Below are 24,475 nucleotides of genomic sequence, written 5' to 3' on the forward strand. Positions count from 1 at the left end.
CTCACTTTTCGGTAATCCGCCCGTCATCAACCAGCCCCAGGCTGAGACTTAACGGTATACCGCTAAGTCGGCGGTTCGTTCGATCAAGGAGTACCCCGTGCACAAGTCCACCCGGCGCGCGATCGCCTTCGGCTCGGCTGCCCTCGCCGCCACCGCCCTCCTGTCGGCCTGCGGTTCCGGCGAGACTTCGGCATCGGGCGGCAAGCTGAAGGTCGGCGTCTTCTTCCCCGGCTCGCTCTCGGACACCGGCTTCATGCAGTCGGGGTATCTCGGCTACCAGCGCATCGCCGACAAGCTCGGCGACAAGGTGGAACTCAGCAAAGTCGAGCAGGTCGCGGCCAGCGACTACCAGCAGGCGCTGGTCCGCTTCGCCTCCACCAACGACCTGGTGATCTCCCTCGGCGGCCAGACCGATGCCGACGTCCGCAAGGTGGCACCGCAGTTCCCGAACGTGAAGTTCGTGGAGATCGGTGGCCCCGCCGACGCGAAGCCCCTCGCCAACCTCGCCTACTACGACCCGCAGCAGGCCGAGGCCGAATTCCTCAGCGGCGCGGTGTCGGCGGCGGGCTCCAAGTCGGGCACGGTGGCTTTCATCGGCGGTGTCGAACTTCCCGCCATCGTCAACGCCGCCAAGGCTTTCGGCAACGGCGCCCGTTTCGCGAAGCCCGAGGCGACGGTGCTGACTCCCCAGTATCTGGGCGACTTCAACGATCCCGCCAAGGCCAAACAGGCCGCGCTGGCTGATTACGGCGCGGGCGCAGGCACGCTCGGTCAGATCGTGAACCTGGGCAAGGCGGGCATGGAACAGGCCGCGACCCAGTCCGGCGCGACGTTGGTCGGCGGGCCGATCCCCGGTGACTGCACCAACCCCGCGTATCTGGGCTACGTGCACACCGATATCGGCGCCGAGGTCGAGTTCGCGGTGAACGCAGTTCTCGACAACTCGTGGAAGGCCGAGAACGTGCGCTTCGGGCTCACCTCGCCCAACGACGGTACCGATTTCGTGTTGTGCAGCAAGGACTCCGGGGTCGCCGACGCGCTCGCGAAGGCGAAGACGGCCCTGTCCACCGGCGCCGTCAAGCCGTACTGATCAGCGATGAGCACTCCTGCATTGACCCTGCACGGGGTCGGCAAGCGCTTCGGTGACGTTCAGGCGCTCCACGATGTGGACGTCACCGTCGAATCCGGCACTGTCCATTGCATTCTCGGCGAGAACGGCGCGGGCAAGTCGACGCTGTGCAACCTCGTCTTCGGCGGTTACCCACCCGATACGGGACGAATCGCGCTGGGCGGCAAGGACTTCCGTCCCGACTCCCCCGCCGCCGCGATGGCCGCCGGTGTCGCGATGGTGCACCAGCATTTCAGCCTGGTCACCACCATGACCGTCGCGGAGAACCTACTACTCACCCAGCACGGGCTCCGGCTGCGCCGCCAGGATCTGACCGACCGGCTCGACGAGATCGCCCAGACCTACCGGCTGCGCGTCGATCTCGACCAGCAGGTCGCGACGATGCCGGTAGGTGCGCGACAGAAGGTCGAGATCGTCAAGGCATTGCTACGCGATCCGTCACTGATCCTGCTCGACGAACCGACGGGAGTGCTCGATCCGGCCGAGATCGACGCGCTGATCGACACCTGCCGCGCCATCGCCGCCGACGGCAAGGCCGTGGTGCTGGTGACGCACAAGCTCGGCGAGGTGGCCAGGGTCGCCGACGCGGCGACCGTGTTGCGACGCGGCACGGTGGCGGGTGGTGGTCGGATGTCGACTACGAGCATCGCCCAGTTGCTCACCGCGATGGTGGGGCGTACCGCCGCCGACCTCGACCCGACCGTCGCCGCGACCATCGGGCTCGATCCCGCCGACGCGGTGACTCACCGGGTCGGCGCGGCACCTACCTCGATCAGCGGACCGGACGCTGCTGAACCGCGTTCCATCACCACGAGCAAAACCTCGGTGCCGATGGGCGAAACAGGTTCCACCGCATCAGCTCTCACGCGCGCACCGATTGTCGAGCACGGCGCCGAATCAGTCGCACCGCGAGTGGACAACGAATCCGGTTCCGCAGCAGCAGTTCTCACCGTTGACCGGGTCACCGTCCATCGCGCCGATGGCAGCACCGCACTCAACGACGCCCGCTTGGTTGTGTACCCCGGCGAGATAGTCGGGATCGCCGGTGTCGAAGGCAACGGGCAGAGCGAGCTCGTCGCGGTCCTGGCCGGCGACACCCCGGTGAGCGGCGGCACCGTCACCCTCGCCGACACCGACATCACCACCGCGAACCCCGCAACCCGGACCGGGCTCGGCATCGGCATCGTGCCGGAGGATCGCCACCGCGACGCGATGGTCGCCGAGATGACCTTGGCCGAGAACCTATTCCTGGGCCGACTGGGGCGCTTCCGGCGCTTCGGACTCCTCGACAAACAGGCGATGGGCCGGGCCGCCAAGGCCGAACTCGACCGCTTCGATGTCCGCGCGGCCGGGCCGTGGGTGCCGATGGGCTCCCTCTCGGGTGGTAACCAGCAGAAGGTGGTGCTGGCCCGCGAACTGTCCGCCGCGAACCTACGCTGCCTCGTCGCCGCCCAGCCGACGCGCGGATTGGACATCGGCGCAGTCGATTTCGTGCTCACCCAGCTGCGTCGCGCAGCCACCGCCGGTTGTGGGGTGCTGGTGGTCTCGAGCGAAGTGCCCGAGTTGCTGGCGCTGTGCGACCGGGTGTTCGTCGCGTATCGCGGCGCCCTCGCCGGACCAGTGGAGACCTCCGATCCCGCAGCGGCACAACAGATCAGCGAATTGATGATGGGAGTCGCGGCATGAGCGCACCGAGTCCGACCACGCCCCCACCTCGACGAACGACTGTGGGTGGGCTCGGCAAACCTGGGCAGCACCCGACAGATTTGCGCCGGTGGGCACACCACCCGATCGTCGTCGCCATCGCGGCCATGCTCGCGGCGGGCGTGATCGGGCTGATCCTGGCCGCCGTCGCCGGTGCCGCCCCCGGCGCCACGATGACCGCACTGTGGGAGGGCATGTTCGGCAGCGACTACGCGATCGGCGCCTCGCTCAATGTCGCGGCCACCTTGATGCTGGTGGCAGTCGGCTTCACCATCGCCCACCGTGCCGGGCTGGTCAATGTCGGTGGTGAGGGCCAGATCTGCGCCGGTGGCATCGCCGCCACCGCGATCGGCACCACGCTCACCGGCGCGCCCGCCGCGATCACCCTGCCCGCGGTACTGCTCGGGGCAGCGGCCGCGGGCTGGCTGTGGGCCGCGATCGCGGCGTATCTGCGGGTCGCGCGTGGCACCAGCGAGATCATCACCACGCTGCTGCTCAATTTCGTCGGCCTGGCGCTGGTGCTGCTGGTCGTGCACGAGCCCGCGCTGCTCCGCCAGCCCGTCACGTCCTCGGAGACCCTGCCGCAATCCGAGCAGCTCACCGCGGCCGCGCATCTGCCCCTGCTCGGCATCGAACGCTCCCCCGCCACCATTGCCCTGTGGATCGCCGTGCTGGCCGCGTTCGGCACCGCGATCCTGGTGCGCCACACCGCACTCGGTACCCGATTGCGCGCGGTCGGGCTCAATCCCGATGCGGCAGCCCGGCTCGGACTGCCGGTACAGCGGCTGCGTTTCCTCAGCCTGTCGGCGGCGGGCGCGTTCGCCGGTGTCGCGGGCGGATTGCTCGTGGCGACGGCGCCGTTCGTCCTCGCCGAAGGGTTCTCCTCCGGGTACGGATTCTCCGGTCTGGTCGTCGGCCTGCTGGCGCGTGGCTCACTGGCCGCGGTCGTGGCGGTGTCGCTGCTGCTCGGGTTCCTCGTCTCCGGCGGGATCAACCTGCAGCTGGCCGCGAACGTGCCCGCGTCGACCATCTCGGTCGTGGAGTCGCTGATGATCGTGTTCATCGCGGGCGCGGCCCTCTGGACCTACCGCACACGCACATCCGAACCCGCCGCACCACAACAGGTTTCCGCCGACCCGACAGGAGCGCCGCGATGAGTCTCGACACGGTCACCGACATCGCCACCAGCGGAATCGGTTTCACCCTCCCCATCCTCGTCGCCGCGAGTGGCGAACTGGTCAGCGAGCGCGCGGGCGTGCTCAATCTGAGCCTGGAGGCGATGATGCTCACCGGCGCGTTCGCCGGTGTGCTCGGCGCCGTCACCACCGGTTCGCCGGTGCTCGGCGCGGCGACCGCGGTGCTCGCCGCCCTGATCTTCGGTGCGCTGCAGGCGATCTGGAGCATCGGCTTGCGTGCCGACCAGATCGTCGTCGGCATCGCGAGCAACGCCCTCGCTCTCGGCGCCACCACCTACGGCGCGCGCCTGCTGCTCGCCGACGGCAAGGGCCACAGCGTGCCCGGCTTCGATGCACTGAAAGTGCCTCTGCTGCAACACATCCCGGTAATCGGACCGGCCCTGTTCGGGCAGACAGCGCTCGGTTACCTGTGCATCGCGGTCGTCGCTGTCCTGGCCTTCGTGTTCTCCCGACGCACCAAGCTCGGCCTGGTGATCGACGCGATCGGCGAAGACGCCGTCGCCGCCGACCGCACCGGACTGCCGGTGAAGGCCGTCCGCTACGGCTGCGTCCTGCTGGCCGCGTTCGCCGCCGGCCTCGGCGGTGCGCAACTCGCACTGTCGGAAGTGCATTCGTTCAGCGACAACATGACCGGCGGCATCGGCTATCTCGCCGTGGTCGCGGTGATCGCAGGCCGCTGGCGTGCGCTCGGCGTGATCTGGGCGTCGGTGTTCTTCGGTATCGCCCAGGCACTGCAGTTCGCCCTGCCCGCGCTCGGTGTCGATGTGCCCTTCGCACTGCTGGTGATGCTGCCCTATGTGATCGCGATCGTCGCCGTCAGCGGCCTGGTCGGCAACAGCCGCTCGCCGCGCGATCTCACGGTCGCGTTCGCCCGAACTTCCTGACCTGCCACTACTTTCGTAGGAGCCACTGTTGACTCTGATCCTGTCGCACTCCGATGTGACCGCTGTCCTCGACCGTGGCGAGGTGCTCGCCGCCATCGAGCGCGCACACGCCGACCTGGCCCTCGGCACCGCGTTCGCGCCCGCACCTCCAGCGATGGCGCTGGGCGAGGCCGCCTTCGTTCCGATGGTCGCCGCCGCCGAATCCGCAGGGGCGGCCGCGGTGAAACTGCTCGCCGACCTCCCCGCCAACCGCGAACGCGGACTGCCGGTGCAGCGGTCGGTGATCGTGGTGACCTCCGCGGCCGACGGTTCGTGCGAGGCGCTGATCGACGGCCGCCTCGTCACCGCCGTCCGCACGGCGGCGGCCAGCGCGGTCGCCACGAAATACCTGTCCCGCCAGGACAGTTCAGTGCTCGGATTGATCGGCGCTGGCAACCTGGCGGTCGAACACACCCGCGCGATCGCGGCGGTTCGCGAACTCGGGACCGTCGTGGTCTGGTCACGCACGGCTGCCACGATCGACCGATTCCGCACCGCGATCAGCGATCTCGGTCTCGACGTCCGTGGCCTCGAATCCCCGGAGGCCGTCACCCGCGCCGCCGACGTGCTGTGCACCCTCACCCCCTCCCGCGAACCGATCGTCCACGGCTCCTGGTTCGGCGACGGTCTGCACGTCAATGCCGTCGGCGCGCCGCCGCGCGCCGATCATCGGGAGGTCGACGGCGAGGCCATGAGCCGATCCGTCGTCGTCGTAGACTCGGTCGGTACCACGCTCACCAAATCCGGGGACACCCTGCTGGCCATCGCCGAGGGCGCGATCACCCAGGACGCGGTGGGCACCGAGCTGGGCGAGGTGATCGCGGGCCGGGCACCGGGCCGTCGCAGCGACCGCGACATCACCCTGTTCAATTCGGTGGGCATCGGCCTGCAGGACCTGGCCGCCGCCCGCCTGCTGATCGACAAAGCCCGCGCCAACGGCATCGGAACGGAAGTGGATCTCACCGCATGAGCGAACTCACCGATATCGACCGCACCCATCTGCGCCGCGCCATTAACCTCGCCGGGCAGGCACTCGCGCTCGGCGACCGCCCCTTCGGCGCCGTCGCGGTGGCCGCCGACGGCGCGGTCGTCGCCGAAGGCGTGAACGCGGTGCACACCACCGGCGACGTAACCACCCACGCGGAACTGGTCGCCCTCACCCGCGCAACCGCCGCCGACCTGCGCGGCGCCACCGTCTACGCCAGTGGCGAACCGTGCCCGATGTGCGCCGCCGCGATGGTGTGGGCCGGGGTCGGCCGTATCGTCTTCGCCGCGGCCGCAGCCGAATTCGGCCCCATCCTGCCGCCGGGGCCGAGTTTCGCACTCACCTGCGCAGAGGTCGTCGCGAGTTCGAACGTCGCGGTCGAGGTGAGCGGACCACATCTCGGCGAGGAAGCACTCACCGTCTTCCGCGCGGCCGCGAACACCTAGCGCGGACACACGAAGGGCGCGCCATCGGGTCGATGCCGCGCCCTCGCTGTGTGCGGTCTACTTCACCGCGACGAACTCCTCTGGCTCGCCCAGTTCGCGCTGTTCCTCGATCGCCTCGGGAGTGCCGGGGACCTGGGTGCCGCGTAGGGAGACGCCCTTGGTTTCGATGAGGAAGAAGGAGGCGATCAGGCCGACCGCGCACGCGCCGAGCATGTAGTACGCCGGGATCATGTTGTCGCCGGTCGCGCCGATGAGCGCCTCGTTGACCACCGGGGCCGTACCGCCGAAGATCGAGGTGGCGACGTTGTAGCCGATCGCCACGCCGGCGAATCGCACGATCGTGGGGAACATCGCGGGGAAGGTGGCCGAGATCGTGGCCAACTGGGGTGCGTAGAGCAGGCCGAGGATCGCGAAGCCGACGATCGCGCCGGTGAGCGAGGTGCCGATCAGGTGGTAGACCGGGATCACCGCGATCATCATTGCCGCGCAGGAGAACATCCACATGGGTTTGCGCCCGATCCGATCGGAGAGCGCGCCGAGGAACGGCAGCGTGCACAGCATCGCGACCTGGCCGATCAGCGGCACCAGCAACGCATCGGATTCCTCCATGCCGAGGGTGGAACCGAGGTAGGTCGGGGTGTAGCTGAGCAGCGAGTAGTTGACGACGTTCAGCGCGATGACCAGGCCGAACAGGGTCAGTACCGGGCGCAGATACTTCGTCACCAGATCGCGGTAGACGCCCGAGACCTCCTCGGTTTCGTCCTTGCGCTCGACCTCGCGGAACACCGGGGTGTCCTCGACCCGGCTGCGCAGGTACATGCCGATCAGGCCGAGCGGACCGGCGATCAGGAACGGAATGCGCCAGCCCCATGAATTCATCGTCGCGTCGTCGAGCACATTCACCAACAGCAGCGCGACCAGATTGCCGAGGGTGAAACCGGCAAGCGTGCCGACCTCGAGGAAACTGCCGTAGAAGCCACGTTTACGATCGGGGGCGTATTCGGCCATGAATGTCGCGGCACCGCCGTATTCACCACCGGCGGAAAGTCCCTGGATCATGCGCAGCGCGTACAGCAGAATCGGGGCGGCGATGCCGATCGTCTCGAAGCTCGGGATCAGGCCGACAGCCATTGTCGATCCGGCCATCAGAATAATCGTCATGGCGAGCACCCGTTTGCGCCCGATGCGGTCGCCGAGCGGGCCCCAGATCATGCCGCCGACCGGCCGGATCAGGAACGATACGGCGAAGCCGAGCAGCGTGTAGACCATCCCGGATTCGCCGTCGCCGGGGAACAACGACTTCGCGATGTAGGTCGCCAGATAGGCGTACACACCGTAGTCGAACCATTCGACCGCATTGCCGATCGCCGATGCACCGATAGCCCGGTGCAGCACCGATTTCGATTCCTGTGACATCCACAAAACCTCTCGTCGTCGCCAATTGGGGCTACCCGGTCGGCTCGCGAACAAACGTTACGACCGGACGAACACCGCCCCCGAACGCCTCTACACTGCGGATATGCGCCTTCGACACGGGGTATATCTGCCGCCGTTCGGTGAACTCGCCGACCCGCGAGCACTGGCCGAGATCGCCGCCGAAGCGGAGGCGGCGGGCTTCGACGGCGTGTTCGTCTGGGACCACGTGGCCCGCCCGCACGAACCAGATCTCGCTGTCGGCGATGCCTGGGTCGGTTTGGCCGCGATCGCCGCCGCGACCACCCGGGCGGTGTTCGGGCCGCGCATCACACCGCTCTCGCGCCGACGACCCCAGGATGTGGCTCGCGAAACCGTGGCGCTGGACCTGCTGAGCAATGGCCGACTGGCGCTCGGCGTCGGACTCGGCTCCGAGGCGACCGGCGAGTTCTCCCTGCTCGGCGAGGTGAGTGCCCCGCGTGATCGGGCGAGACTGCTCGACGAGGCCCTGACTGTGATCACCGAACTGTGGTCGGGCGAGGTGGTGCACCACGAGGGGCCCGCCTACCGGGTGGACGGTCTGCGATTCCTGCCTCGGCCCGTTCAACGTCCACGCATCCCGATCTGGGTCGCCGCCCAGTCCGTCCGCCAGGCCCCGCTCCGCCGGGCCGCACGCTATGACGGACTCTGCCCCGAGGCCGGTCCCGGCGAACTCGTCGACATGTTGGCGATCATCGCCGAACACCGCGGCGACCTGAACGGGTTCGAGGTGGTGATTGCCGCACCCACCGACCGTGACCGCGACGCCTACGAAAAGGCAGGCGCCACTTGGTGGTTGGCCGAATTGCCGATGCGATGCACGAAGGCGGAAGCGATCGCGCGCGTACGCCGAGGACCCAGCTGATCAGGCGAGGGCAGCGAGTTTCTGTGCGAGAACCACCTTTTCGCGTTCATTGCCGCACCGCCGGATGGCTTCGGTCAGCTCGACACGAGCCTCCGCAGCCCGACCGAGACGCGTGAGCAGTTCGCCACGCACACTCGGCAGCAGATGCGAGGTCGACAGGGCCCCCGATGCGGCGATCTCGTCGACGATCGGCAGGGCCGCGGCAGGCCCCTCGGCCATCGACACCGCCACCGCCCGGTTGAGATCGACCACCGGCGACGGCGCGAGTCGACCCAGTGCCTCGTACAGCACCACCACCCGTTCCCAATCCGTCCGCTCGACAGACGGTGCGACAGCATGACATTCGGCGATCGCGGCCTGCAGACCATAGGCGCCGAGCCCACGGCCGGCCTCACCGGCTTTCACCAACGCAGCCCGTCCGCGCCGGATGGCCGATCGATCCCAGCGACGGCGATCCTGCTGCTCGAGCAGCACCGGCTCACCGTCGGGCCCGGTGCGGGCCGGAAACCGCGCCGCGGTCAGTTCGAGCAGCGCGAGCAGTCCGTAGACCTCGGGTTCGGTGGGCATCAGCCGTGAGAGCACGCGGGCCAACCGCTGCGCCTCCCCCGCGAGATCGAAGCGGATGAGGTTGTTGCCGGTGCTGGCCGAGGATCCCTCGGTGAAGATCAGATAGATGACGCCGAGCACCGAACCCAACCGGGCCCGGCGTTCGTCGGCGGGCGGCACCTCGAACGCCACCTCGGCCGCGCCGAGCGTCTTCTTCGCCCTGGTGATCCGCGCCTGCACGGTCGCGGTGGGCACCAGGAACGCCTTGGCGATCTCGTCGCTGGTCAGGCCGCCGACCACACGCAAGGTCAAGGCCAATCGCGCCTCGCGCGAGAGCACCGGATGGCACGAGATGAATATCAGTGCGAGCACGTCGTCGTCGATCTGGTCGGGATCCCACAGCACGTCCCGCGCCGCGCGCACCGGGTCGCCGCCGGTGAGCGCGTCGCCCTCGCCGAGGTCGGCGGCGAGGGCGGTGTAGCGGTCGTCGAGGGCGGCGCGGCGCCGGAACGCGTCGATCGCCCGGCGTCTGCCGACGGTGAGCAACCACCCGGCCGGTTGCCGTGGCACGCCTTCGCGCGGCCACGTCACCAGTGCCTCCGCCAGTGCCTCCTGGGCGAGATCCTCGGCCATCGCGAAGTCGCGGGTGTAGCGCGCGAGCGCGCCGACGATCCGGGCCGATTCGATCCGCCAGACGGCGGCGACGGCCTCACGGCCGGTGTGGTTGTCGCTCATCGTGTTTCAGAGCTGGCCAGTGGCTTCACGCCACGCGCGTTCCTTCACGATCCACTTGTTCTCCTGCGGGAATTCGTCGATGCTCGGGACCCGGCGGATCTCGGTCTTGGTGCCCGGTACGACGACCGGCATGCGCTTGGCCCACTCGATCGCCTCCTCCTTGGAGGCCACATTGAGAATGTAGAAGCCGCCGAACAGTTCTTTCGTCTCGCCGTATGGCCCGTCTGTCACGACCGGCGGCTCCGACGAGTAGTCGACGACCACGCCTTCGGCCGCGTCATCGAGTCCCTCGGCCGCGACGAGCACCCCGGCGCTGATCAACTCGTCGTTGAACTTGCCCATCGTCTCGAGCATCTCGTTGAAGTCGATATCGGCCGCCGCGGCCCAGGCTTCGTCGGTGGCGCGCATGATCAGCATGTACTTCATGGTTTCGTCTCCCTAAGTTTGTAGGTGTCCGGGCCCGCCTGCCGGGCCCTGTGTTCCTCCCTAGGTCGAACGGGCACCACTGCGGATCGACACCCGGCCGAAAATTCTTTTTCGCGAGTGTTCGGCAGCCTACGACGAGCGGGACGTGCGCGCGCCGACGAACCGACACGAATCCCCGATTCGGATATCCGAGACCATCCGGCGTGATACAGATCGAACCGGTTTGTCATGCTGACAGCCACCTAGCGAAGGAGTCACTCGTGAGCGCAGTTCTCGTCGAGCAACGCGGGCATGTGCTCGTGATCGTGCTGAATCGGCCGCAGGCCATGAACTCGGTCGACGCCGAACTGAGCACCGGCGTGGGCGAGGCGCTGGAGCGGGCCGACGCCGACCCGCAGATCCGCGCGGTGGTCCTCACCGGTGCGGGCGAGCGGGCGTTCTGTGCGGGCGCGGACCTGAAGGCGCTGAGCCGTGGCGAGTCGATTCTGGCTGCGGGACACGAGGATTGGGGTCTGGCCGGATACGTCCGACACCCGATCAGCAAGCCGACCATCACCGCGGTGAACGGTTTCGCGCTCGGCGGGGGCACCGAACTGGTCCTGGCCAGCGATCTCGCCGTCGCCGCCGAGACCGCTACCTTCGGTCTGCCCGAGGTCGCGCGCGGCCTGTTCGCCGCGGCCGGTGGTGCGTTCCGGCTGCCCGAGCAGCTGCCGCGCAAGGTCGCGATGGAGATGATCCTGACCGGCGAGCCGATCACCGCTGCCCGCGCGCTAGAACTGGGCCTGATCAACCGTGTCGTACCCGCCGCCGATGTCCTCGACGCGGCCCTCGCGCTGGCCGAGCGGATCGCCGAGAACGCGCCGCTGGCGGTGCAGGCCAGCAAGCGGGTGGCGTTGGGCATCATCGACGGCAAGCTCGCCGACGACGCCGCCTGGGACCAGACCAACCGCGAGATCGTGGCGGTCGCCCAGACCGAGGACATGCGCGAGGGCGCCATGGCTTTCGCGCAGAAGCGCAAGCCGAACTGGCAGGCGCGCTGACCCGATGCGGATCCTGATCCTCGGCGCCTCCGGCTTCGTCGGCAGCGCGCTGCACGCGCAGTTCGCCGAGAACCACGAGGTCGTCGGTACCAGCCGGGGCGGGCACGGGCTCGTCCCGGTGGATCTCGCCGATTCCGGCGGGGTACGGACACTCGTCGAGCAGGGTTTCGATGTGGTGGTCCATACCGCCGGAGCCGTGGATCTCGGTGCCGCGCAGCGTGATCCAGTCGCGGCCCATGTCGCGAACGTCGCTCCGATGCAGCCGCTGCTCGACGCCATCGACCACACGGGCGCGAAACTCGTGTACCTGTCGACCGACAATGTCTTCGACGGCACGGCCGACCACTACGACGAAAGCGCAACGCGCACACCGATCAACGTCTACGGCGAGACCAAGGTGGCCGCCGAGGACCTGGTCCTCGCGCACGACCGCCACCTGGTCATCCGTCTCCCCCTCGTCTACGGACGCAGCCCGCTGTCGAACAAATTCCTCGCCCGCTTCGCCGCACCGCAGATCCAGGCGCGCACCGATATCGTCTGCAATCCGCTGTATCTACCCAGCCTGGCGCCCGCGTTCGAGCAGCTCGCCGACACGTCCGGCGTGGTGCACATCGCGGGGGCGGAAACCCTCAGCCGCTTCGAACTCATGACCCGGGTCCGGGACCATCTCGCCGCACCGGCACGCATTGTGGCGACCGACCGCTTCTCCACCGCCGAGGACTGCCCGAGACCATTGCGCCTGGTCATGCGCAGCATGCGGCACAGCCTGACCGGCCCGGACGTGGCCACGGCCCTCGCCGATCTGCACTGACCGCCGGCCAGGGCGTTGATGCTCCCCGTCGGCGCCTGACCACGCACGACCTGTCAGTTCGACTGCTGCGCGCTGATCGCGGTCCCCATCCAGCGGCGCAGGTAGCGACGCAGTTCGTCATCGGAGCGCGGCGGGTTGCCCGGTGACAGGAAGAACGATTGCATCGTGCGCAGTACGTATTCGACGAGTTCGCGCAGGGCGGGCTCGTCGTAGCCGTGGGCGGTCCAGTCGACGTCGAAGCGGCGGATCATAGTCATGCCGAAGGCCTGCGCCTCCTCGGAGGTGAGGCTGTCGGGGTTGGCGTTGGAATAGGAACTCGACAGCAGAATGCCCAGGTGGGGGGTGCGGCGGACGTCGGTGAGGGTGAAGACGACGGCCTCGGTCATCGCCTCGGCGGGGTCGCCGAGACCGCTGACCTGGCGGGTGAGGCGGTCGAGGAAATCGTCGACCGAGGCGATCGCCGCGGCGGTCATGAGCGCGTCAGCGCTGGGGAAATACCGGTAGACAGTCTGGCGGATGACGCCGAGCGATTCCGCCACGTCGGCGATGCTGATCTCCGCACCGGTCCGGCCGATGAGTTCGACTGCGGCAGCGATGATTCGGCGCGTGGCCTCCGCATCGTCACCCGGCGGACTGCCGCCCCACCCACGTCTACGCGCCACCGGGTGGACGCTAGCACAACCCCAGGTCAGGGCGAATTCCAGCAAAGTGATCATACACATGAAGGCACGTTCGTATGATTGCTTCATCAACCGAGTGGCCGAACAACGAGGTAACCCACCGTGACCGACCTTCATGTCCGCAAAATGGATTTCGCGTTCGCCGACTACGACGTGCCGTTTCTGTGGAATCCGCAGAACCCGGCGTTCTCGTCGATGGCCAATGCCGTGTCGTTCCTGGCGATCGGCTTCGAGAAGATGATCGTGCAGCTGATCACGCAGGCGAAACCGCAGATCACCGACCCTGACGTGGCCGCGGAGGCCGATGCCTTCATGCGCCAGGAGGGCCAGCATTCCCACGCCCACCGCCAGCACGTGAAGGCGCTGATCCGCCGCTACCCGGGCCTGCAGGAGACCCTGGACGTGGTGATCGGCGAGTTCGACAAGCTCACCGCCGAGACCCCGGTGAAGTACCGCCTCGCCTACACCGCCGATCTGGAGGCGACGTTCACGCCGGTGTTCAAGCTGATGCTCGACAACGACAAGAATCTGTTCGCCCCGGGCGACGATCGCGTCGCCTCCCTGTTCATCTGGCATTTCGTCGAGGAGGTCGAGCACCGCAGTTCGGCGCTGATCATCTTCAATTCAGTGGTCGACAGCGAGCTGTACCGGATGCGGGTGGCGGTGTCGATCTTCCGGCATGTGCTGCACGTGATCCGGGTGGCGTGCGCGGGCTTCAACGAGCATGTGCCCCTGCAAGATCGGCAGGTCGACGCGCTGTCGATGTTCGCCAACTACCGCAGGGCACAGACATTGCGCCGGTGGCTGCCGTTGTTGAAGCCCGCCGACAACGGGACGATGCCGCGCGCGTTCGACGATCTCGGCCTGCGCGAGCAACTCGTCGCCCTCGGCGGCATCATCCGCAGCCAGACCCCAGGACACAATCCGGCGCACGAGAAGCTGCCCGCGCTGGCCGACGAATGGTTCCGTCGCTACGACGAGGGCTATGACGTAACCCGTTGGTACACCGCCGATTCCGTCAGCTCGTAGAAGGCGAACCCGATGCCCGACCACTGCTCCCCCACCTTCGCCGAACTGGCGAACGAACTCGGCTTCTCCTGCGACGAGATGGGCGGACTCGTCGAGTTCCGTAGCCCGTTCGCCCTGGAGAACTGGACGCTGCCGGTTCTCGAACTCACCATCGTCGTCGGCGCGGTCCTCGCGCTCTGGTATGCGATCGTGCGCCTACACCGCCACGGCGACCCCACCAATCTGGTGCTGTGGTTCGGCGCCACCGCCTACCTGTTCGTCATCGAACCGCCGCTGTACTTCCCGGCCGCGTTCGGCATCGAAGCCCACGTCGACACGATGTTCGCCCACAATGTCTTCACGGTCGACTTCCTCTGGGGCCGCCTACCCCTCTACATCGTCGCGATCTACCCGCTGATGGCGACGATGGCGTTCGGCATCGTCCGAATGCTCGGCATCTTCCGCCGCTACGGCGTACTGCTCGGCGCCACCTGCGTCGGCTTCGTCCACCACGCCTTCTACGAGATCTTCGACCACCTCGGCCCCCAATTGCGTTGGTGGGAATGGTCTCTCGACAACCCTCTCAATCAGCCGATGTTCGATTCGGTCCCGATGGGCAGCGTGGTCGTGTTCGCGGCCCTGTGGCCGATGTCGCTGGGCTTCTGTGTGCAGCACTTCGTCGGTCGCCACGTCGACGAGGGCAAGCGCTTCTCCGGCATCGAATTGACCTGGCGGACAATCGTTATCGGCCTCCTCGCCTCGGTCGGCACCTTCCTGCTCCCCCTTCCCGCCACCGTTATCGGCATGAACAACACCACTGTGCGCGGGATCGTCTACGCACTGGAGCTGGCCGTCCTCGCGGCAGTCGCGACCTTCGTGATGGTTCGCCAGTGGACCCGATTGCGCAGGGGCACTACGCCACTCCCGCAGTACACCGACCCCTTCGTCCAACGATTCAGCACCCTCTACCTCATCGTCTTCGCCGCCCTCTGGATCGCTTCCCTGCCCGATTTCTTCACCGCGGTCGACGGCGAGACCACCAACGGCGACCCCATCGGAAACCTCTGGTACACGGCGGCTTGCTTCGCCGTCGCCATCGCCTCGGTCCTGGCCACCTTCTCCGTGCCACGCCCCCACACGACCCCGGACGCTCCCGTGTCGACGGCGTCGAAGGTGCCCGGCTGACCGCACCACGATGGTCACCCGAAACGGGTGAAGACTGTCCGATCTGCGGCGCCTAGCGTGCACAAGGGCGGGCGAGTGGCGATGGACGCCGCCGAGACGAGGAGCGATGGACGATCACGCGGCGATCTCACTGTTGTTGCTCGGCGCGGTGCTCGTGTATTCCCTCGCGGCACGTCGGTTGGGTCGGGCGAACATCACCGCGCCGATGGTGTTCGTGGTGGTCGGGGTCGTCGCCGGTAACACCGGCCTGGTCCAAGTTGACGCGGACGTCGGCTGGTTGCTCACCGTCGCGGAGGTCACCCTGGCGCTGCTGCTCTTCTCCGACGCCTCTCACCTGCAGCTGCGGGAGGTGGGCCGAGATCGCGGACCGGCACTGTGCCTGCTGCTTATCGGCCTGCCGCTCAGCATTGTCGCGGGAACCCTGCTCGCCTACTGGATGTTCCCCGAGCACGGCTGGGCGGCGGCCGCGCTGATCGCGGCGATGCTCGCACCGACCGACGCCGCGCTCGGCGCCGCCGTTGTCACCGACACCAGGGTGCCGTCCCGGGTCCGTCGGCTGCTGAATGTGGAAAGCGGCCTCAATGACGGCCTGGCCACCCCGGTGGTGACCGTGCTCATCGTGGTCGTCGCCTCCGAAACGGGGCAGCTGGGTGATCAGAACTGGGTGATCGACGCCCTGCGGTCGCTGTCGATCGCCGTCGGGGTGGCGGTCGCCGTCGGTGGTGCGGGCGGTGCGGTGTTGCGGTGGTGTCGCGGTCACGGGTGGACCTCCCCGCTCTCCGAGCAGGTGGCGGTCTTCGCGCTGGCGCTGCTGTGCTACTTCGCGGCGGTCGCCATCGACGGCAACGGATTCGTCGCGGCCTTCCTCGGCGGCATCATGTTCGGTTACCTCGCGAACGCCGAACTGCGCGCGCGAACCGAATTCACCGAGACCACCGGCCTTCTCGCGTCGTACGTGGTGTGGATCGCTTTCGGTGCCGCACTGGCCTGGCCCGCGCTCGCCGATGCCACTGTTCGCACCTACGTGATCGCGGTCGGCGCCTTGACACTGGTGCGGATCGTTCCGGTCGCCATCGCGATGGCCGGCTACGGCTGGGGACCGCCGACAGTGTTGTTCGTCGGGTGGTTCGGCCCGCGCGGGCTGGCCACCGTGATCTTCGCGCTCATCGCACTCGAGGAACTGGGAAACACCGCCGTCACCGATCACCTCGTCGACGTCGCCTCGGTGACGGTGCTGTTGTCGATCGTGGCGCACGGTTTCAGCGCCGCGCCCCTCGCTGCCCGATACGGCCGATGGGCGGCGACGCTGCCCGACGACGCACCGGAGAAGGTGGCGGTCACGCCGCCCTCGACCCGGCGGATCGTCCTGCAGGCCGATTCACCCGAAAACCACCGCACGTCCCACTGAGACAGGAGTTGTCGTGCCGAAAATTGAGATCAAGAGGAAGTCCGAGCTTTCCCGTCGAGAGGTCGCCGAGCGGCTCATCGCGATCGGGCAAGCCCTCGCCGATGGCGCCGAAGTGGAGCTGGGGACAGGCGGCGACTCGATCGAAATCGCTGTCGCCGACCAACTCCAGTGGGAGATCGAAATCGAAATCGACGGTGACAAGACCGAAATCGAGATCGAGATCAGCTGGCGTGACGAACCCGCGCAAGCACCGGAACCCCCGGCGAAGCCCGCCCGTCGTGCGCGACCCCGTAAAGCGGCTCCGAAGAAGTAGAACGGCAAGCGAGTGAGCGGGATGAACACCGGTGAGCGCGGTCAACGGTGGTGGGCTCGCGCCGCCATCGCCTGTGCGGTCGCCGCGGTGCTGGTGCCGGTGGTCAGCGCGGGCGTGATGGGCGCGGTGAGTTCGTTCGTCGCCGGTGCGGCGGGTGCCGTTGTCACGGTGGCGGCGCTCTACTGGTTCCTCACCCGGATCGGGGTGTTGCGGTGGATCGCGCTGGCGGTCGCGGTGCTGGCGCCGATCGTGGTGGTGACCTTGTTCATCCGGGCGAATTTGTTGTGGGTCGTGTTGGTCGCGGGTGCGTTGTCGCTGTGCGCTGTCGGCTGTGCCCGTGTCGCCCTGCGCGAGAGCAGTGCCGACGCGGGCGTCCCCGAGTATCCGGTGCCGCCTCCACAGCGACCGTTCCTGATCATGAATCCACGGTCGGGTGGCGGCAAGGTCGCGAAGTTCGATCTCGTGCGTAAGGCCGAGGAACTGGGCGCCGAGGTCGCGTTGCTCGACGGGCCCGAAATCATCGACGTCACCGCGCTGGCCCAACGCGCGGTCGCCGACGGCGCCGATCTGCTCGGGGTCGCGGGCGGCGACGGGACGCAGGCACTCGTCGCGGCAGTCGCGGTCGAACACGACGTGCCGTTTCTGGTGATCAGCGCCGGGACCCGCAATCACTTCGCCATGGACCTGGGCCTGGATCGCGCCGATCCCACCCGCTCGCTCGACGCACTCCGCGACGGTGTGGAGCTGCGCACCGACCTCGGCACCATCAACGGCCGCCCTTTCGTCAACAACGCCTCCTTCGGGGTCTACGCGGAGATCGTGCGCAGCCCCGCCTACCGCGACGACAAAACCGCGACGGTGCTGGCCCTGCTGCCCGACCTGCTCACCGGCCACCGCGGCCCGAAGCTGGTGGCCCGGATCGGTCCGACCGCGGTAACCGGACCCCAGGCGATCCTGGTCAGCAACAACCCCTACGGCAGCGGCGACCTGGCCGGACTGAGCCGACGCGCGCGTCTCGATCGCGGTGTCCTCGGTGCGGTGACGCTGTCGGTGTCCAACACTCGGGAAGCAGTCAATCTCCTCCGCCGCACCCGCCTCCGCGGCCTCTCCCAAGCGACGACGGTCGAATTGATCGTCGACGCGGACACCCCGGAGATCCCGGTCGGCGTAGACGGCGAATCCGTCCTGCTCCGCACCCCGGTCCGCTGCACGATCACACCGGGCGCCTTGCGAGTACGGGTGCCGAGAACCAGGCCAGGAGTCAAGCCCGCCACGCCGACCTGGGACTGGGCGCGACTGTGGGAGAAGGCATATCGCTGAGCCGCGGGGCTATCGCGGACTATTGCCTTGCCGGCCGCAGCATCGCGGTGCGGACGGCGGTGAATGCGATGGCGGTGCCGGTGACGGCCATCCAGATCGGGAGTGGGTAGAAGACGAGGCGTTCGGTGATGCCGATCTGGAGGCCGATCGTCATCAAGACGGTGCCGGTGAGGCCTGCGGTGGCGCACAGGCCCGACCAGATCGCGGCGAGGCGGCGGTGTTTCCAGAGCCAGATCGCCAGCAGGATCAGCACGATGTGACGGGAGACGAACGCGGGGAGCACCGCGAGGAAGTGCACGACGATGCCGTCGTCGGAGGGGAACAGTCCGGTGGCGGCGGTGCTCAGTCCGATGACGAGAGCGAGCGCGACGATCGACCATTGGCGGTGGCCGCGGGGCAGGTAGTCGAGGAGGCCGACCGCACCGACGATGGTGAGGGCGCCGAGTGCGACGAAGGTCGCGTTCATCACCAAATGCAGTGGTGAGCAAGCATTCTGGGTGCAGGTGGTGATGCCGAGGTCGCTGATGGTGTCGTGGCGGAAGCTGTAGGGCGTTGTCCAGGCGGTGGCGGTGACGAGTTCGGCGAGCAGGTAGGCGAATGCCAGCGTCCACGTCAGTCCCGCGGCGATGTGCCGAAGACCGTGATGCACGAGGTCAGCTACATCTTGGTGTATCGCGCCATGGCGAAACTGTAGAGGCCGTAAGCGATGATGCCCGCGCCCGCCGCTATCAACAATGTCGCGCCGAAAGGTTGTGCGCCAAGGGTTTTGAACGCGCCGTCGAGTCCGGTGGCTTCGCCGGGGTCCGAGCGGCCGACCGCGAGTATCACCAGCAATCCGATGGCCGCGACGGCCAGACCCTTCGCGACGTACCCCACCGTGCCCAACCTGCGAACCAGGGTGCTGGTGCCGCCCTGCAGGTCGGCGAGAAAGCGCTGGGTCGCCCCCTTGTAGACGTGGTAGCCGCCGATCGCGATGATGATCAGCCCGGCGATGACGAGAGCGACCGTGCCCACGGTGGATTGCATCATCTCCGCGGTGATCCCGGTGCTCTGTTCAGCACTGGATGTACCTGCGCCTCTTGCGAATCCGAAAGCCGAGACGGCGAACGCGAAATAGACCACCGCCAAGGAGAACGCCTTGACGCGATTGACGGCCTCGGACTTCTTGCTGTCGGAGTCAGGTCTGGACGAGCTGCCGAGCGCGGCTTCGGCCAGCCGCCACAACGCCATCAGCGCGAACGCCACAACACCGACCCAGAGGGCGAAAACACCGCCCGGCCTGGCAGCGAGTTCGGTCATGGCACCCGATTGGTCGGCCGTCCCCGCCCCGCCACCGAGCGCGAGCCGAATAGCGATATAGCCGATGATCAGGTGCACGATCCCGCTCATCACCAAGCCGGCGCGGGCGAATCGTTCGAAGATACTGTTCTGGGCCACCCTGGCCACCGCAGTGGACGAGTTGTCGTACGACGATGAGGAGTCGGTGCGGTTCGGCATGCTGATCACCCTGCGTGTGGTTGATCCGTCGAGGTCGGTCCACGACGGTCGGCGCAGGATCTACTGCGAGGTCTCGTTCGACGAAACTAGTTCTTGAAGGCGTCCTTGATCTTGGCCCCGGACTGTTTCAGGTTCCCCTTGACCTGCTCAACCCGCCCTTCGGCCTCGAGCCGCCGATTCCCCGTAGCCCGCCCGATCACCTTCTTCACGCGACCCTTGGTGGCCTCGACAGAATTCGCGATCTTCTTACTCGTACTCATGGCAGTTTCCTCACGGTATGAACCAAGTCAACGCCGTAATCCCCCAGGTGTCAACGATGTTGATCTTCGACATGGAACTGTGCGCCGATCGGATGGCAGGATCGACGAATGTGGAAGCGCCTGATCGGAGAACTCTATGAAGATGCCGAGTTCGCACCTGCGGCTTCCGATGCGGAGATTGACCAGATCGAGGGCCGGTTGAACCAGACCGTGCCTGACGAGTTGCGAGATCTGCTGCGACACACCAACGGCGCGCGGGCCGAATGGGGATCCGGGCTGGTGTGGTCGGTCGAGGAGATCATCGATCAGAACACTCAGTTCCGCCACGATGCCGAATTCGCAAAACTGTACTTGCCCTTCGACGAGCTGATGTTCTTCGGCGACAACGGCGGCGGTGACCAGTTCGCCTACGCCGGGATGGCATCGGGGCAGAACACCGCAGTGTATGTATGGGACCACGAAACCGATGACCGCAAGCGGGTCGCAGATTCGTTGACCGACTACTTGCAGCGCCGAGCCGGCGCCGAAGATGATGACTGGTACCGGTAACCACGACGCCGGTTCCCATCAGGAAAGGCTCCGCAGGCCGCGCAGTGTCAAGGTCCCATCGGTGGTCGGCGCCTACCACCGCCTCGGTAATTCTTGAAGCCCATCCACTTCCTGCGGGGGTACCGTCGGGAGAGCGGATGGGAGGGTAGACGTGCCGTTGGTGTGGATGGTTGTCGGCGTTGTGGTGTTCGGCGTGGTCCTCGATCGGTTGTTCGTCTTGGCCGAGGTGCGGGGGTGGATCGCTCCTCGGGGCAAGGTCGGGGCCGGTGGGGCCGCTGGTCTTTTCGGGGAGTTGCAGGCGCTGTTCGCTCCGTCGAGTCAGCACACACAGCAGGAGATTCGGAGCCGAGAAATGCGGGGTGAGCAGCTCGAGAGTGGCGATAGTCCGCTGGGAGTCGACCTTTCGCTCGGCATCGCGCGCCTGCCCCGCGTGGAGGACGAGTCTGATCGGCCGCAGAGCCGATGACTCGTGCACGCTTGTCGGCGACGTAAGTTACCTGTGTGGGGCGAGTGTGGGAGGCCTGGGGGCCGGTGCTGGTGGCGTGGGGAATCGGGGGCGCGGCGATTCCCCTGGTCGTGGCGTTGTTGCTGTGGTGGAGGACCCGCGCGGGGATCGAGCGGCCGATCGCGTTGCGGCGCAGTCTGACCGAAGTCGGGATTGTCGCGGGGACGTTGCCGTGGGTCTGGATGGTCCTGACACCGACCGACGGTACGCGGGCGATCAGCGTGGTTCCGCTGCGCGATCTCGCCGCCACACTGGGCGAACTCTCGTTCGACACGATCGTGCAGATCGGCGCGAATACCGCGATGTTCGTCCCCCTGGGTTTCCTGCTGCCCTTGCGATTTCCCCGCTGCACAGGCGTAGGGCGGATGCTCGTACTCGGCGCCGCGCTGTCGGCGACACTCGAAATCGCCCAGTATGTCCTGAACATCGGACGGGTGTCATCGGTCGACGACGTACTGATGAACGCGGCGGGCGCCGGCATCGGCGCGCATCTGCTGTCGAGGGTCCGTAGGTCCGACTCGATAGGCTCGCGGTCATGAAACGGCCGAACTGGACTCCTCCGTCGACCTTAGAAGAAGCGCTGGTCATCGCGCGCGAATTGGCGTCGAATCCCGACTCGCTCGTCCTCTACCGCCACCACGGGCTCGAGAATGCCCGCTACGGGCGAGGTTTCGCCTTCCTCCACACGATCAGCACCGAGGACGGTGAGACCGACGGCTATGTCCTCGTCTCCACGACCGCATACGGCAGCGGGCTCCTGTCGATGGCCGGAAGAACCATCGACTCGGAGATCGCCGAACACTTGGCGCGAGCCGAACACTCGAACAGACACATCCCCGACAGCGAACTCTCGACGGCGCATCGCGTGGCGCTCGAGGCCTACGACAGCGGCCGCACGCGCATCGACGAGCTGCCGAGACGCGCAGCGCTAGATGCCGAGACGGCCGACTACGCCGAGTTCGTTCTCATTCACCTGCGGCGCAGCCCCAACCGCGAGGCAACGGGCCGAAATATCCTGGCCCACAACGATTTCCTGATGGAACGCCCAGTCGCCGACCGTCGATACACCCAGCCCTGTCCGCACTGCAAGCAGCCGTCGATCTACCAGCAACGCTATCCCCGCGCGGTCTGCGGGCATTGCCACGACCGCGCCACCGACAGCGCAGGCCGCCAGGTGACCGGCTTCAATACCCATTTGAGCGGCGGCATGATCGCCTACTTCGCCGACACTGTCGAAAGCCCGGACGGGTCCCCGATGGAGGAGTGCGTCGAGGTCACGCAAACCGGTGTGTGCTTCATCGATGGGCATCCCGCGACCATGCAGGAGGCGCATTTCGGTGGGATCGTCGTCGAAATGACGGTTGGGGACAGGGGAAGTCGGCGATGGTTTCGATGGGGGCGGTAGTCACCGGATCATTGCCAGGGCCATCGTCACCACCCGGTAGGCGAGCACCGCTGGGACGACGATGAGCAGCACCAGTCGCAGCGCCACCACGACGACGGCGAGGGTCACGAAGCCTGGGCTGAGGCCGTCGGGTGACCCGTAGCCGTGTCGCGCCGACGACGCTGTCAGAAGCGCATGCAGCGCGAAGTAGACCACGGCCAGGATCAGCGGAATGCGCAGCAGGCGCCACGCGGCCGACAGCGCTTTCATCGGGCCAGCTCCGGCCCCGAGGAGAGGAAGGCGAGCATGAGGGCGTTGCCGATCACTCCGCCGGTCGCGAATCGTGTGCGGGTTCCGCTCTGGACCGACAGTCCGAAGAGGTCGGCGGTGCGGAACAGGCGGGTGAAGGTCTCGCGGTGGCCGAAGGCGCGGGCGGGTGCGAGGGCGAAACCGGTGGCGGCTATCGACATTCCGAGTATCAAAGGGCCGCTGTCCATGTCGCCTGCGCCGCTATAGCCGTCGCCGTACTCGTCGATCGCGCTGAAGCCGAGGACGGTTCTTTCCTGGCCGAACAGTCCCTCGGCCAATTCCTCGGCGAGCGACCGGTCCGCGAAACCGGCGAAATAGGCGGCCAGGCCGGTTCCGGAAGCGCGTGGTGCGTCGTGGGGTCGGCCGTCGGCGCCCATGCGCTGGATGATCAGCCCGGTGCCCGGATCGATCTGAACCGCGCGTACCTGTTGCGCCCAATGCGTGATGACCGCGGTGTGATCGGCTCCCGTCACCCTGCCGTGCACCGCGATCGCCGCCGCCACGGCTGCCACATCGGTCGGGTACGCCTCACCGGGGAAGGTGTCGAGCAGGCCGGTCGGTGAGGCGAGCAGGCGCCGTTCGAGGGCTTTGATCAGCGCATCGTGCTGAACAGCCAGGTCGGCCGGGAAGGCCGGATCGATCAGTCGCGCCATTCCGAGCGCGAGGGCCGGATAGGAGAGGTAGGCGTGGCCGTCGGGGCTGTCGAGGTCGGCGAGCCCGTCGCGACCGTGCCACACCGACGTGAACTCGGCACGCATCTGCGGCAACAGACTCTTGACCGCCGCGCGGGTGATGATCGGCGCGTACCGCTCCCGCCACTCGGGGTGTTCCAGACACACTTGCGCCAAACCCTGTGCCGTCATCTGGTGGGCGAGCAGCCCCCACATGCCGGCGATCCCGTCTCCCCCACCGGTGGCTCGCCGATGATCGTCGGCGGCTTCGAACGCCACCAATCCCTCGGCGAGTCCACGCAGCAAGGCTGGGTCACCTCGATACCACCCGTCGGCGTCCCGGCCGCACCACCACCTCGGCAGCATGCACACGACCGAGACCGCCACCACCATCGCGATCACTACAGTGAGCGGACCGCGAAACCGACGCACCGCTCTGGAACTCCCCATGCCCCGAAGGTACAGGCGCTACTTCGCGGGCAGCACGCATCCGTCGTCGAGAATGCCCAGATCGTAGAAGAGCTCATAGCAGGCCGGGTCGTCGGGAAGCTTCCAGTGGAAGCCCTCGAGGGCGAACACGACCACCAGGTTCGCCGCGATCACCAAGCCGCAGAACAACAGTGCGCACTTGCCGACGATCGCGAACGAGGACGGAATCCTGGTCGCGGCAGTGGAATACGAGACGCTGAGCACCACGCCGAGGGTGGTGATGGCGGCGACGTAGAGGACCAGCGCCCAGACGTAGAGGTGCAGGCCGAGGACCGCACCGCCGTAGCCGGGGTCGCCGGGCAGAATGTGCAGCATCGTCTGCCGCCAGGCGGTGAAAGCGCCACCGACACAACCGATTATGGCCAGACCCCAGCCGACAGCGTAGTCGCGCTGCACGATCGTCCCGTTCATGCCCTTGCGGACGATGAACGCGCCACCGAGCGCGGCCAGCACCATGAACATGCGCTGCAGCATGCACAGGGGGCAGGGATATTCCCAGTTCAGGAATTGGACGGCGAAGCCGCCGCAGATGACAGCGCTCCACCCGACCACGAAAATCACCGCGAGCCAGTACTGCAGCGACCCGAGTGGACCGGATTTCTCCTCGACGACCGCGACGACGGCTGTTTCGCTCATCGC

At 67.3% G+C, this 24,475-nt stretch carries 28 protein-coding genes; 18 read left to right on the forward strand and 10 right to left on the reverse strand.

The features are described from left to right. Positions 1-97: 97 nt before the first annotated feature. The 6 genes from ACFWUP_RS01980 to ACFWUP_RS02005 all read left to right on the forward strand — a co-directional run bounded on the left by ACFWUP_RS01980 (position 98) and on the right by ACFWUP_RS02005 (position 6,383). Entirely contained in the window at positions 98-1,090 is a 993-nt protein-coding gene (locus tag ACFWUP_RS01980) for a BMP family protein (RefSeq protein WP_379229810.1), read from the forward strand. Between the two features lie 6 nt (positions 1,091-1,096). Continuing rightward, positions 1,097-2,815, forward strand: coding sequence for an ABC transporter ATP-binding protein (locus tag ACFWUP_RS01985; RefSeq protein ID WP_379229812.1), 1,719 nt, complete (start codon positions 1,097-1,099; stop codon positions 2,813-2,815). Positions 2,816-2,940: 125 nt separating this feature from the next. Next, a complete protein-coding gene (locus ACFWUP_RS01990; RefSeq protein ID WP_379230924.1) occupies positions 2,941-3,990 on the forward strand; it encodes an ABC transporter permease in 1,050 nt (349 codons plus the stop codon). Further along, positions 3,987-4,913 carry an ABC transporter permease gene (locus ACFWUP_RS01995; protein ID WP_379229814.1) on the forward strand — a complete coding sequence of 309 codons (927 nt, stop codon included), beginning with the start codon at positions 3,987-3,989 and terminating at the stop codon, positions 4,911-4,913. Before ACFWUP_RS01990 ends, ACFWUP_RS01995 begins: the two co-directional genes overlap by 4 nt. Positions 4,914-4,941: 28 nt before the next feature. Beyond that, a complete protein-coding gene (locus ACFWUP_RS02000; RefSeq protein WP_379229815.1) occupies positions 4,942-5,922 on the forward strand; it encodes an ornithine cyclodeaminase family protein in 981 nt (326 codons plus the stop codon). Beyond that, on the forward strand, positions 5,919-6,383 hold the full coding sequence (locus ACFWUP_RS02005) for a nucleoside deaminase (RefSeq protein WP_379229817.1): 465 nt from the start codon (positions 5,919-5,921) through the stop codon (positions 6,381-6,383). Before ACFWUP_RS02000 ends, ACFWUP_RS02005 begins: the two co-directional genes overlap by 4 nt. Positions 6,384-6,440: 57 nt before the next feature. Here ACFWUP_RS02005 and ACFWUP_RS02010 read toward each other — a convergent pair whose 3' ends face one another. Beyond that, positions 6,441-7,799: an MFS transporter gene (locus tag ACFWUP_RS02010; RefSeq protein ID WP_379229819.1), complete on the reverse strand. Its 1,359-nt coding sequence runs from the start codon at positions 7,797-7,799 to the stop codon at positions 6,441-6,443. Between the two features lie 103 nt (positions 7,800-7,902). Here ACFWUP_RS02010 and ACFWUP_RS02015 point away from each other — a divergent pair, with 103 nt between their 5' ends. After that, positions 7,903-8,700, forward strand: a complete 798-nt coding sequence (locus ACFWUP_RS02015; RefSeq protein ID WP_379229820.1) for an LLM class flavin-dependent oxidoreductase — start codon at positions 7,903-7,905, stop codon at positions 8,698-8,700. Here ACFWUP_RS02015 and ACFWUP_RS02020 read toward each other — a convergent pair whose 3' ends face one another. Together ACFWUP_RS02020 and ACFWUP_RS02025 are read right to left on the reverse strand one after the other, a co-directional pair. Further along, on the reverse strand, positions 8,701-9,981 hold the full coding sequence (locus ACFWUP_RS02020) for an RNA polymerase sigma factor (protein ID WP_379229822.1): 1,281 nt from the start codon (positions 9,979-9,981) through the stop codon (positions 8,701-8,703). Positions 9,982-9,987: 6 nt separating this feature from the next. After that, positions 9,988-10,407 carry a YciI family protein gene (locus tag ACFWUP_RS02025; protein ID WP_379229824.1) on the reverse strand — a complete coding sequence of 140 codons (420 nt, stop codon included), beginning with the start codon at positions 10,405-10,407 and terminating at the stop codon, positions 9,988-9,990. Positions 10,408-10,667: 260 nt separating this feature from the next. Here ACFWUP_RS02025 and ACFWUP_RS02030 point away from each other — a divergent pair, with 260 nt between their 5' ends. Together ACFWUP_RS02030 and ACFWUP_RS02035 are read left to right on the forward strand one after the other, a co-directional pair. Further along, entirely contained in the window at positions 10,668-11,447 is a 780-nt protein-coding gene (locus ACFWUP_RS02030; RefSeq protein WP_379229826.1) for a crotonase/enoyl-CoA hydratase family protein, read from the forward strand. Between the two features lie 4 nt (positions 11,448-11,451). Further along, positions 11,452-12,258 carry an SDR family oxidoreductase gene (locus tag ACFWUP_RS02035; protein WP_379229828.1) on the forward strand — a complete coding sequence of 269 codons (807 nt, stop codon included), beginning with the start codon at positions 11,452-11,454 and terminating at the stop codon, positions 12,256-12,258. Between the two features lie 53 nt (positions 12,259-12,311). On the opposite strand, the gene ACFWUP_RS02040 is transcribed toward ACFWUP_RS02035, so the two are convergent. After that, positions 12,312-12,920 carry a TetR/AcrR family transcriptional regulator gene (locus ACFWUP_RS02040; RefSeq protein WP_379229830.1) on the reverse strand — a complete coding sequence of 203 codons (609 nt, stop codon included), beginning with the start codon at positions 12,918-12,920 and terminating at the stop codon, positions 12,312-12,314. A gap of 120 nt (positions 12,921-13,040) precedes the next feature. Between ACFWUP_RS02040 and ACFWUP_RS02045 the strand changes: the two genes are divergently transcribed. The 5 genes from ACFWUP_RS02045 to ACFWUP_RS02065 all read left to right on the forward strand — a co-directional run bounded on the left by ACFWUP_RS02045 (position 13,041) and on the right by ACFWUP_RS02065 (position 18,172). Continuing rightward, positions 13,041-13,967, forward strand: coding sequence for a metal-dependent hydrolase (locus ACFWUP_RS02045; RefSeq protein ID WP_379229831.1), 927 nt, complete (start codon positions 13,041-13,043; stop codon positions 13,965-13,967). A 12-nt stretch (positions 13,968-13,979) separates the two neighbouring features. Continuing rightward, on the forward strand, positions 13,980-15,131 hold the full coding sequence (locus tag ACFWUP_RS02050) for a hypothetical protein (protein ID WP_379229833.1): 1,152 nt from the start codon (positions 13,980-13,982) through the stop codon (positions 15,129-15,131). Positions 15,132-15,237: 106 nt separating this feature from the next. Beyond that, positions 15,238-16,539, forward strand: a complete 1,302-nt coding sequence (locus ACFWUP_RS02055; protein WP_379229835.1) for a cation:proton antiporter — start codon at positions 15,238-15,240, stop codon at positions 16,537-16,539. 13 nt (positions 16,540-16,552) lie between these two features. Next, the gene (locus ACFWUP_RS02060; protein ID WP_379229837.1) at positions 16,553-16,852 is read left to right on the forward strand and encodes an amphi-Trp domain-containing protein; all 300 of its coding nucleotides are present in this window, start codon (positions 16,553-16,555) and stop codon (positions 16,850-16,852) included. A 21-nt stretch (positions 16,853-16,873) separates the two neighbouring features. Beyond that, the gene (locus tag ACFWUP_RS02065) at positions 16,874-18,172 is read left to right on the forward strand and encodes a diacylglycerol/lipid kinase family protein (RefSeq protein WP_379229839.1); all 1,299 of its coding nucleotides are present in this window, start codon (positions 16,874-16,876) and stop codon (positions 18,170-18,172) included. A gap of 19 nt (positions 18,173-18,191) precedes the next feature. Here the strand turns inward: ACFWUP_RS02065 and ACFWUP_RS02070 are convergent, their stop codons facing one another. From ACFWUP_RS02070 to ACFWUP_RS02080, 3 genes are all read right to left on the reverse strand, one after another. Next, the gene (locus tag ACFWUP_RS02070; RefSeq protein WP_379229841.1) at positions 18,192-18,821 is read right to left on the reverse strand and encodes a DUF998 domain-containing protein; all 630 of its coding nucleotides are present in this window, start codon (positions 18,819-18,821) and stop codon (positions 18,192-18,194) included. 8 nt (positions 18,822-18,829) lie between these two features. Next, complete coding sequence (locus ACFWUP_RS02075) at positions 18,830-19,669, reverse strand: DUF1206 domain-containing protein (RefSeq protein WP_379229843.1); 840 nt, start codon at positions 19,667-19,669, stop codon at positions 18,830-18,832. Between the two features lie 86 nt (positions 19,670-19,755). Then, positions 19,756-19,929, reverse strand: a complete 174-nt coding sequence (locus ACFWUP_RS02080; RefSeq protein WP_379229844.1) for a CsbD family protein — start codon at positions 19,927-19,929, stop codon at positions 19,756-19,758. A gap of 108 nt (positions 19,930-20,037) precedes the next feature. On the opposite strand from ACFWUP_RS02080, the gene ACFWUP_RS02085 reads away from it, so the two are divergent. From ACFWUP_RS02085 to ACFWUP_RS02100, 4 genes are all read left to right on the forward strand, one after another. Beyond that, positions 20,038-20,478, forward strand: a complete 441-nt coding sequence (locus ACFWUP_RS02085) for an SMI1/KNR4 family protein (protein ID WP_379229846.1) — start codon at positions 20,038-20,040, stop codon at positions 20,476-20,478. 151 nt (positions 20,479-20,629) lie between these two features. Next, positions 20,630-20,944 (forward strand): DUF6191 domain-containing protein, encoded by a 315-nt coding sequence (locus ACFWUP_RS02090; protein WP_379229848.1) that lies wholly within the window; start codon positions 20,630-20,632, stop codon positions 20,942-20,944. Positions 20,945-20,979: 35 nt separating this feature from the next. Then, entirely contained in the window at positions 20,980-21,522 is a 543-nt protein-coding gene (locus ACFWUP_RS02095) for a VanZ family protein (protein ID WP_379229849.1), read from the forward strand. Continuing rightward, positions 21,519-22,388, forward strand: coding sequence for a hypothetical protein (locus ACFWUP_RS02100; protein WP_379229851.1), 870 nt, complete (start codon positions 21,519-21,521; stop codon positions 22,386-22,388). The genes ACFWUP_RS02095 and ACFWUP_RS02100 overlap by 4 nt, the downstream gene beginning before the upstream one ends. Here the strand turns inward: ACFWUP_RS02100 and ACFWUP_RS02105 are convergent, their stop codons facing one another. From ACFWUP_RS02105 to ACFWUP_RS02115, 3 genes are read right to left on the reverse strand one after another with little or no spacing between them, the layout of a single operon-like run. Then, positions 22,389-22,637, reverse strand: a complete 249-nt coding sequence (locus tag ACFWUP_RS02105; RefSeq protein WP_379229852.1) for a hypothetical protein — start codon at positions 22,635-22,637, stop codon at positions 22,389-22,391. Further along, entirely contained in the window at positions 22,634-23,797 is a 1,164-nt protein-coding gene (locus ACFWUP_RS02110; RefSeq protein ID WP_379229854.1) for a hypothetical protein, read from the reverse strand. The genes ACFWUP_RS02105 and ACFWUP_RS02110 overlap by 4 nt, the downstream gene beginning before the upstream one ends. 18 nt (positions 23,798-23,815) lie before the next feature. After that, the gene (locus ACFWUP_RS02115; RefSeq protein ID WP_379229856.1) at positions 23,816-24,472 is read right to left on the reverse strand and encodes a disulfide bond formation protein B; all 657 of its coding nucleotides are present in this window, start codon (positions 24,470-24,472) and stop codon (positions 23,816-23,818) included. Positions 24,473-24,475 lie beyond the last annotated feature (3 nt).

The sequence above is a fragment of the Nocardia sp. NPDC058658 genome, assembly GCF_042716665.1.
Taxonomy (GTDB): Bacteria; Actinomycetota; Actinomycetes; order Mycobacteriales; family Mycobacteriaceae; genus Nocardia.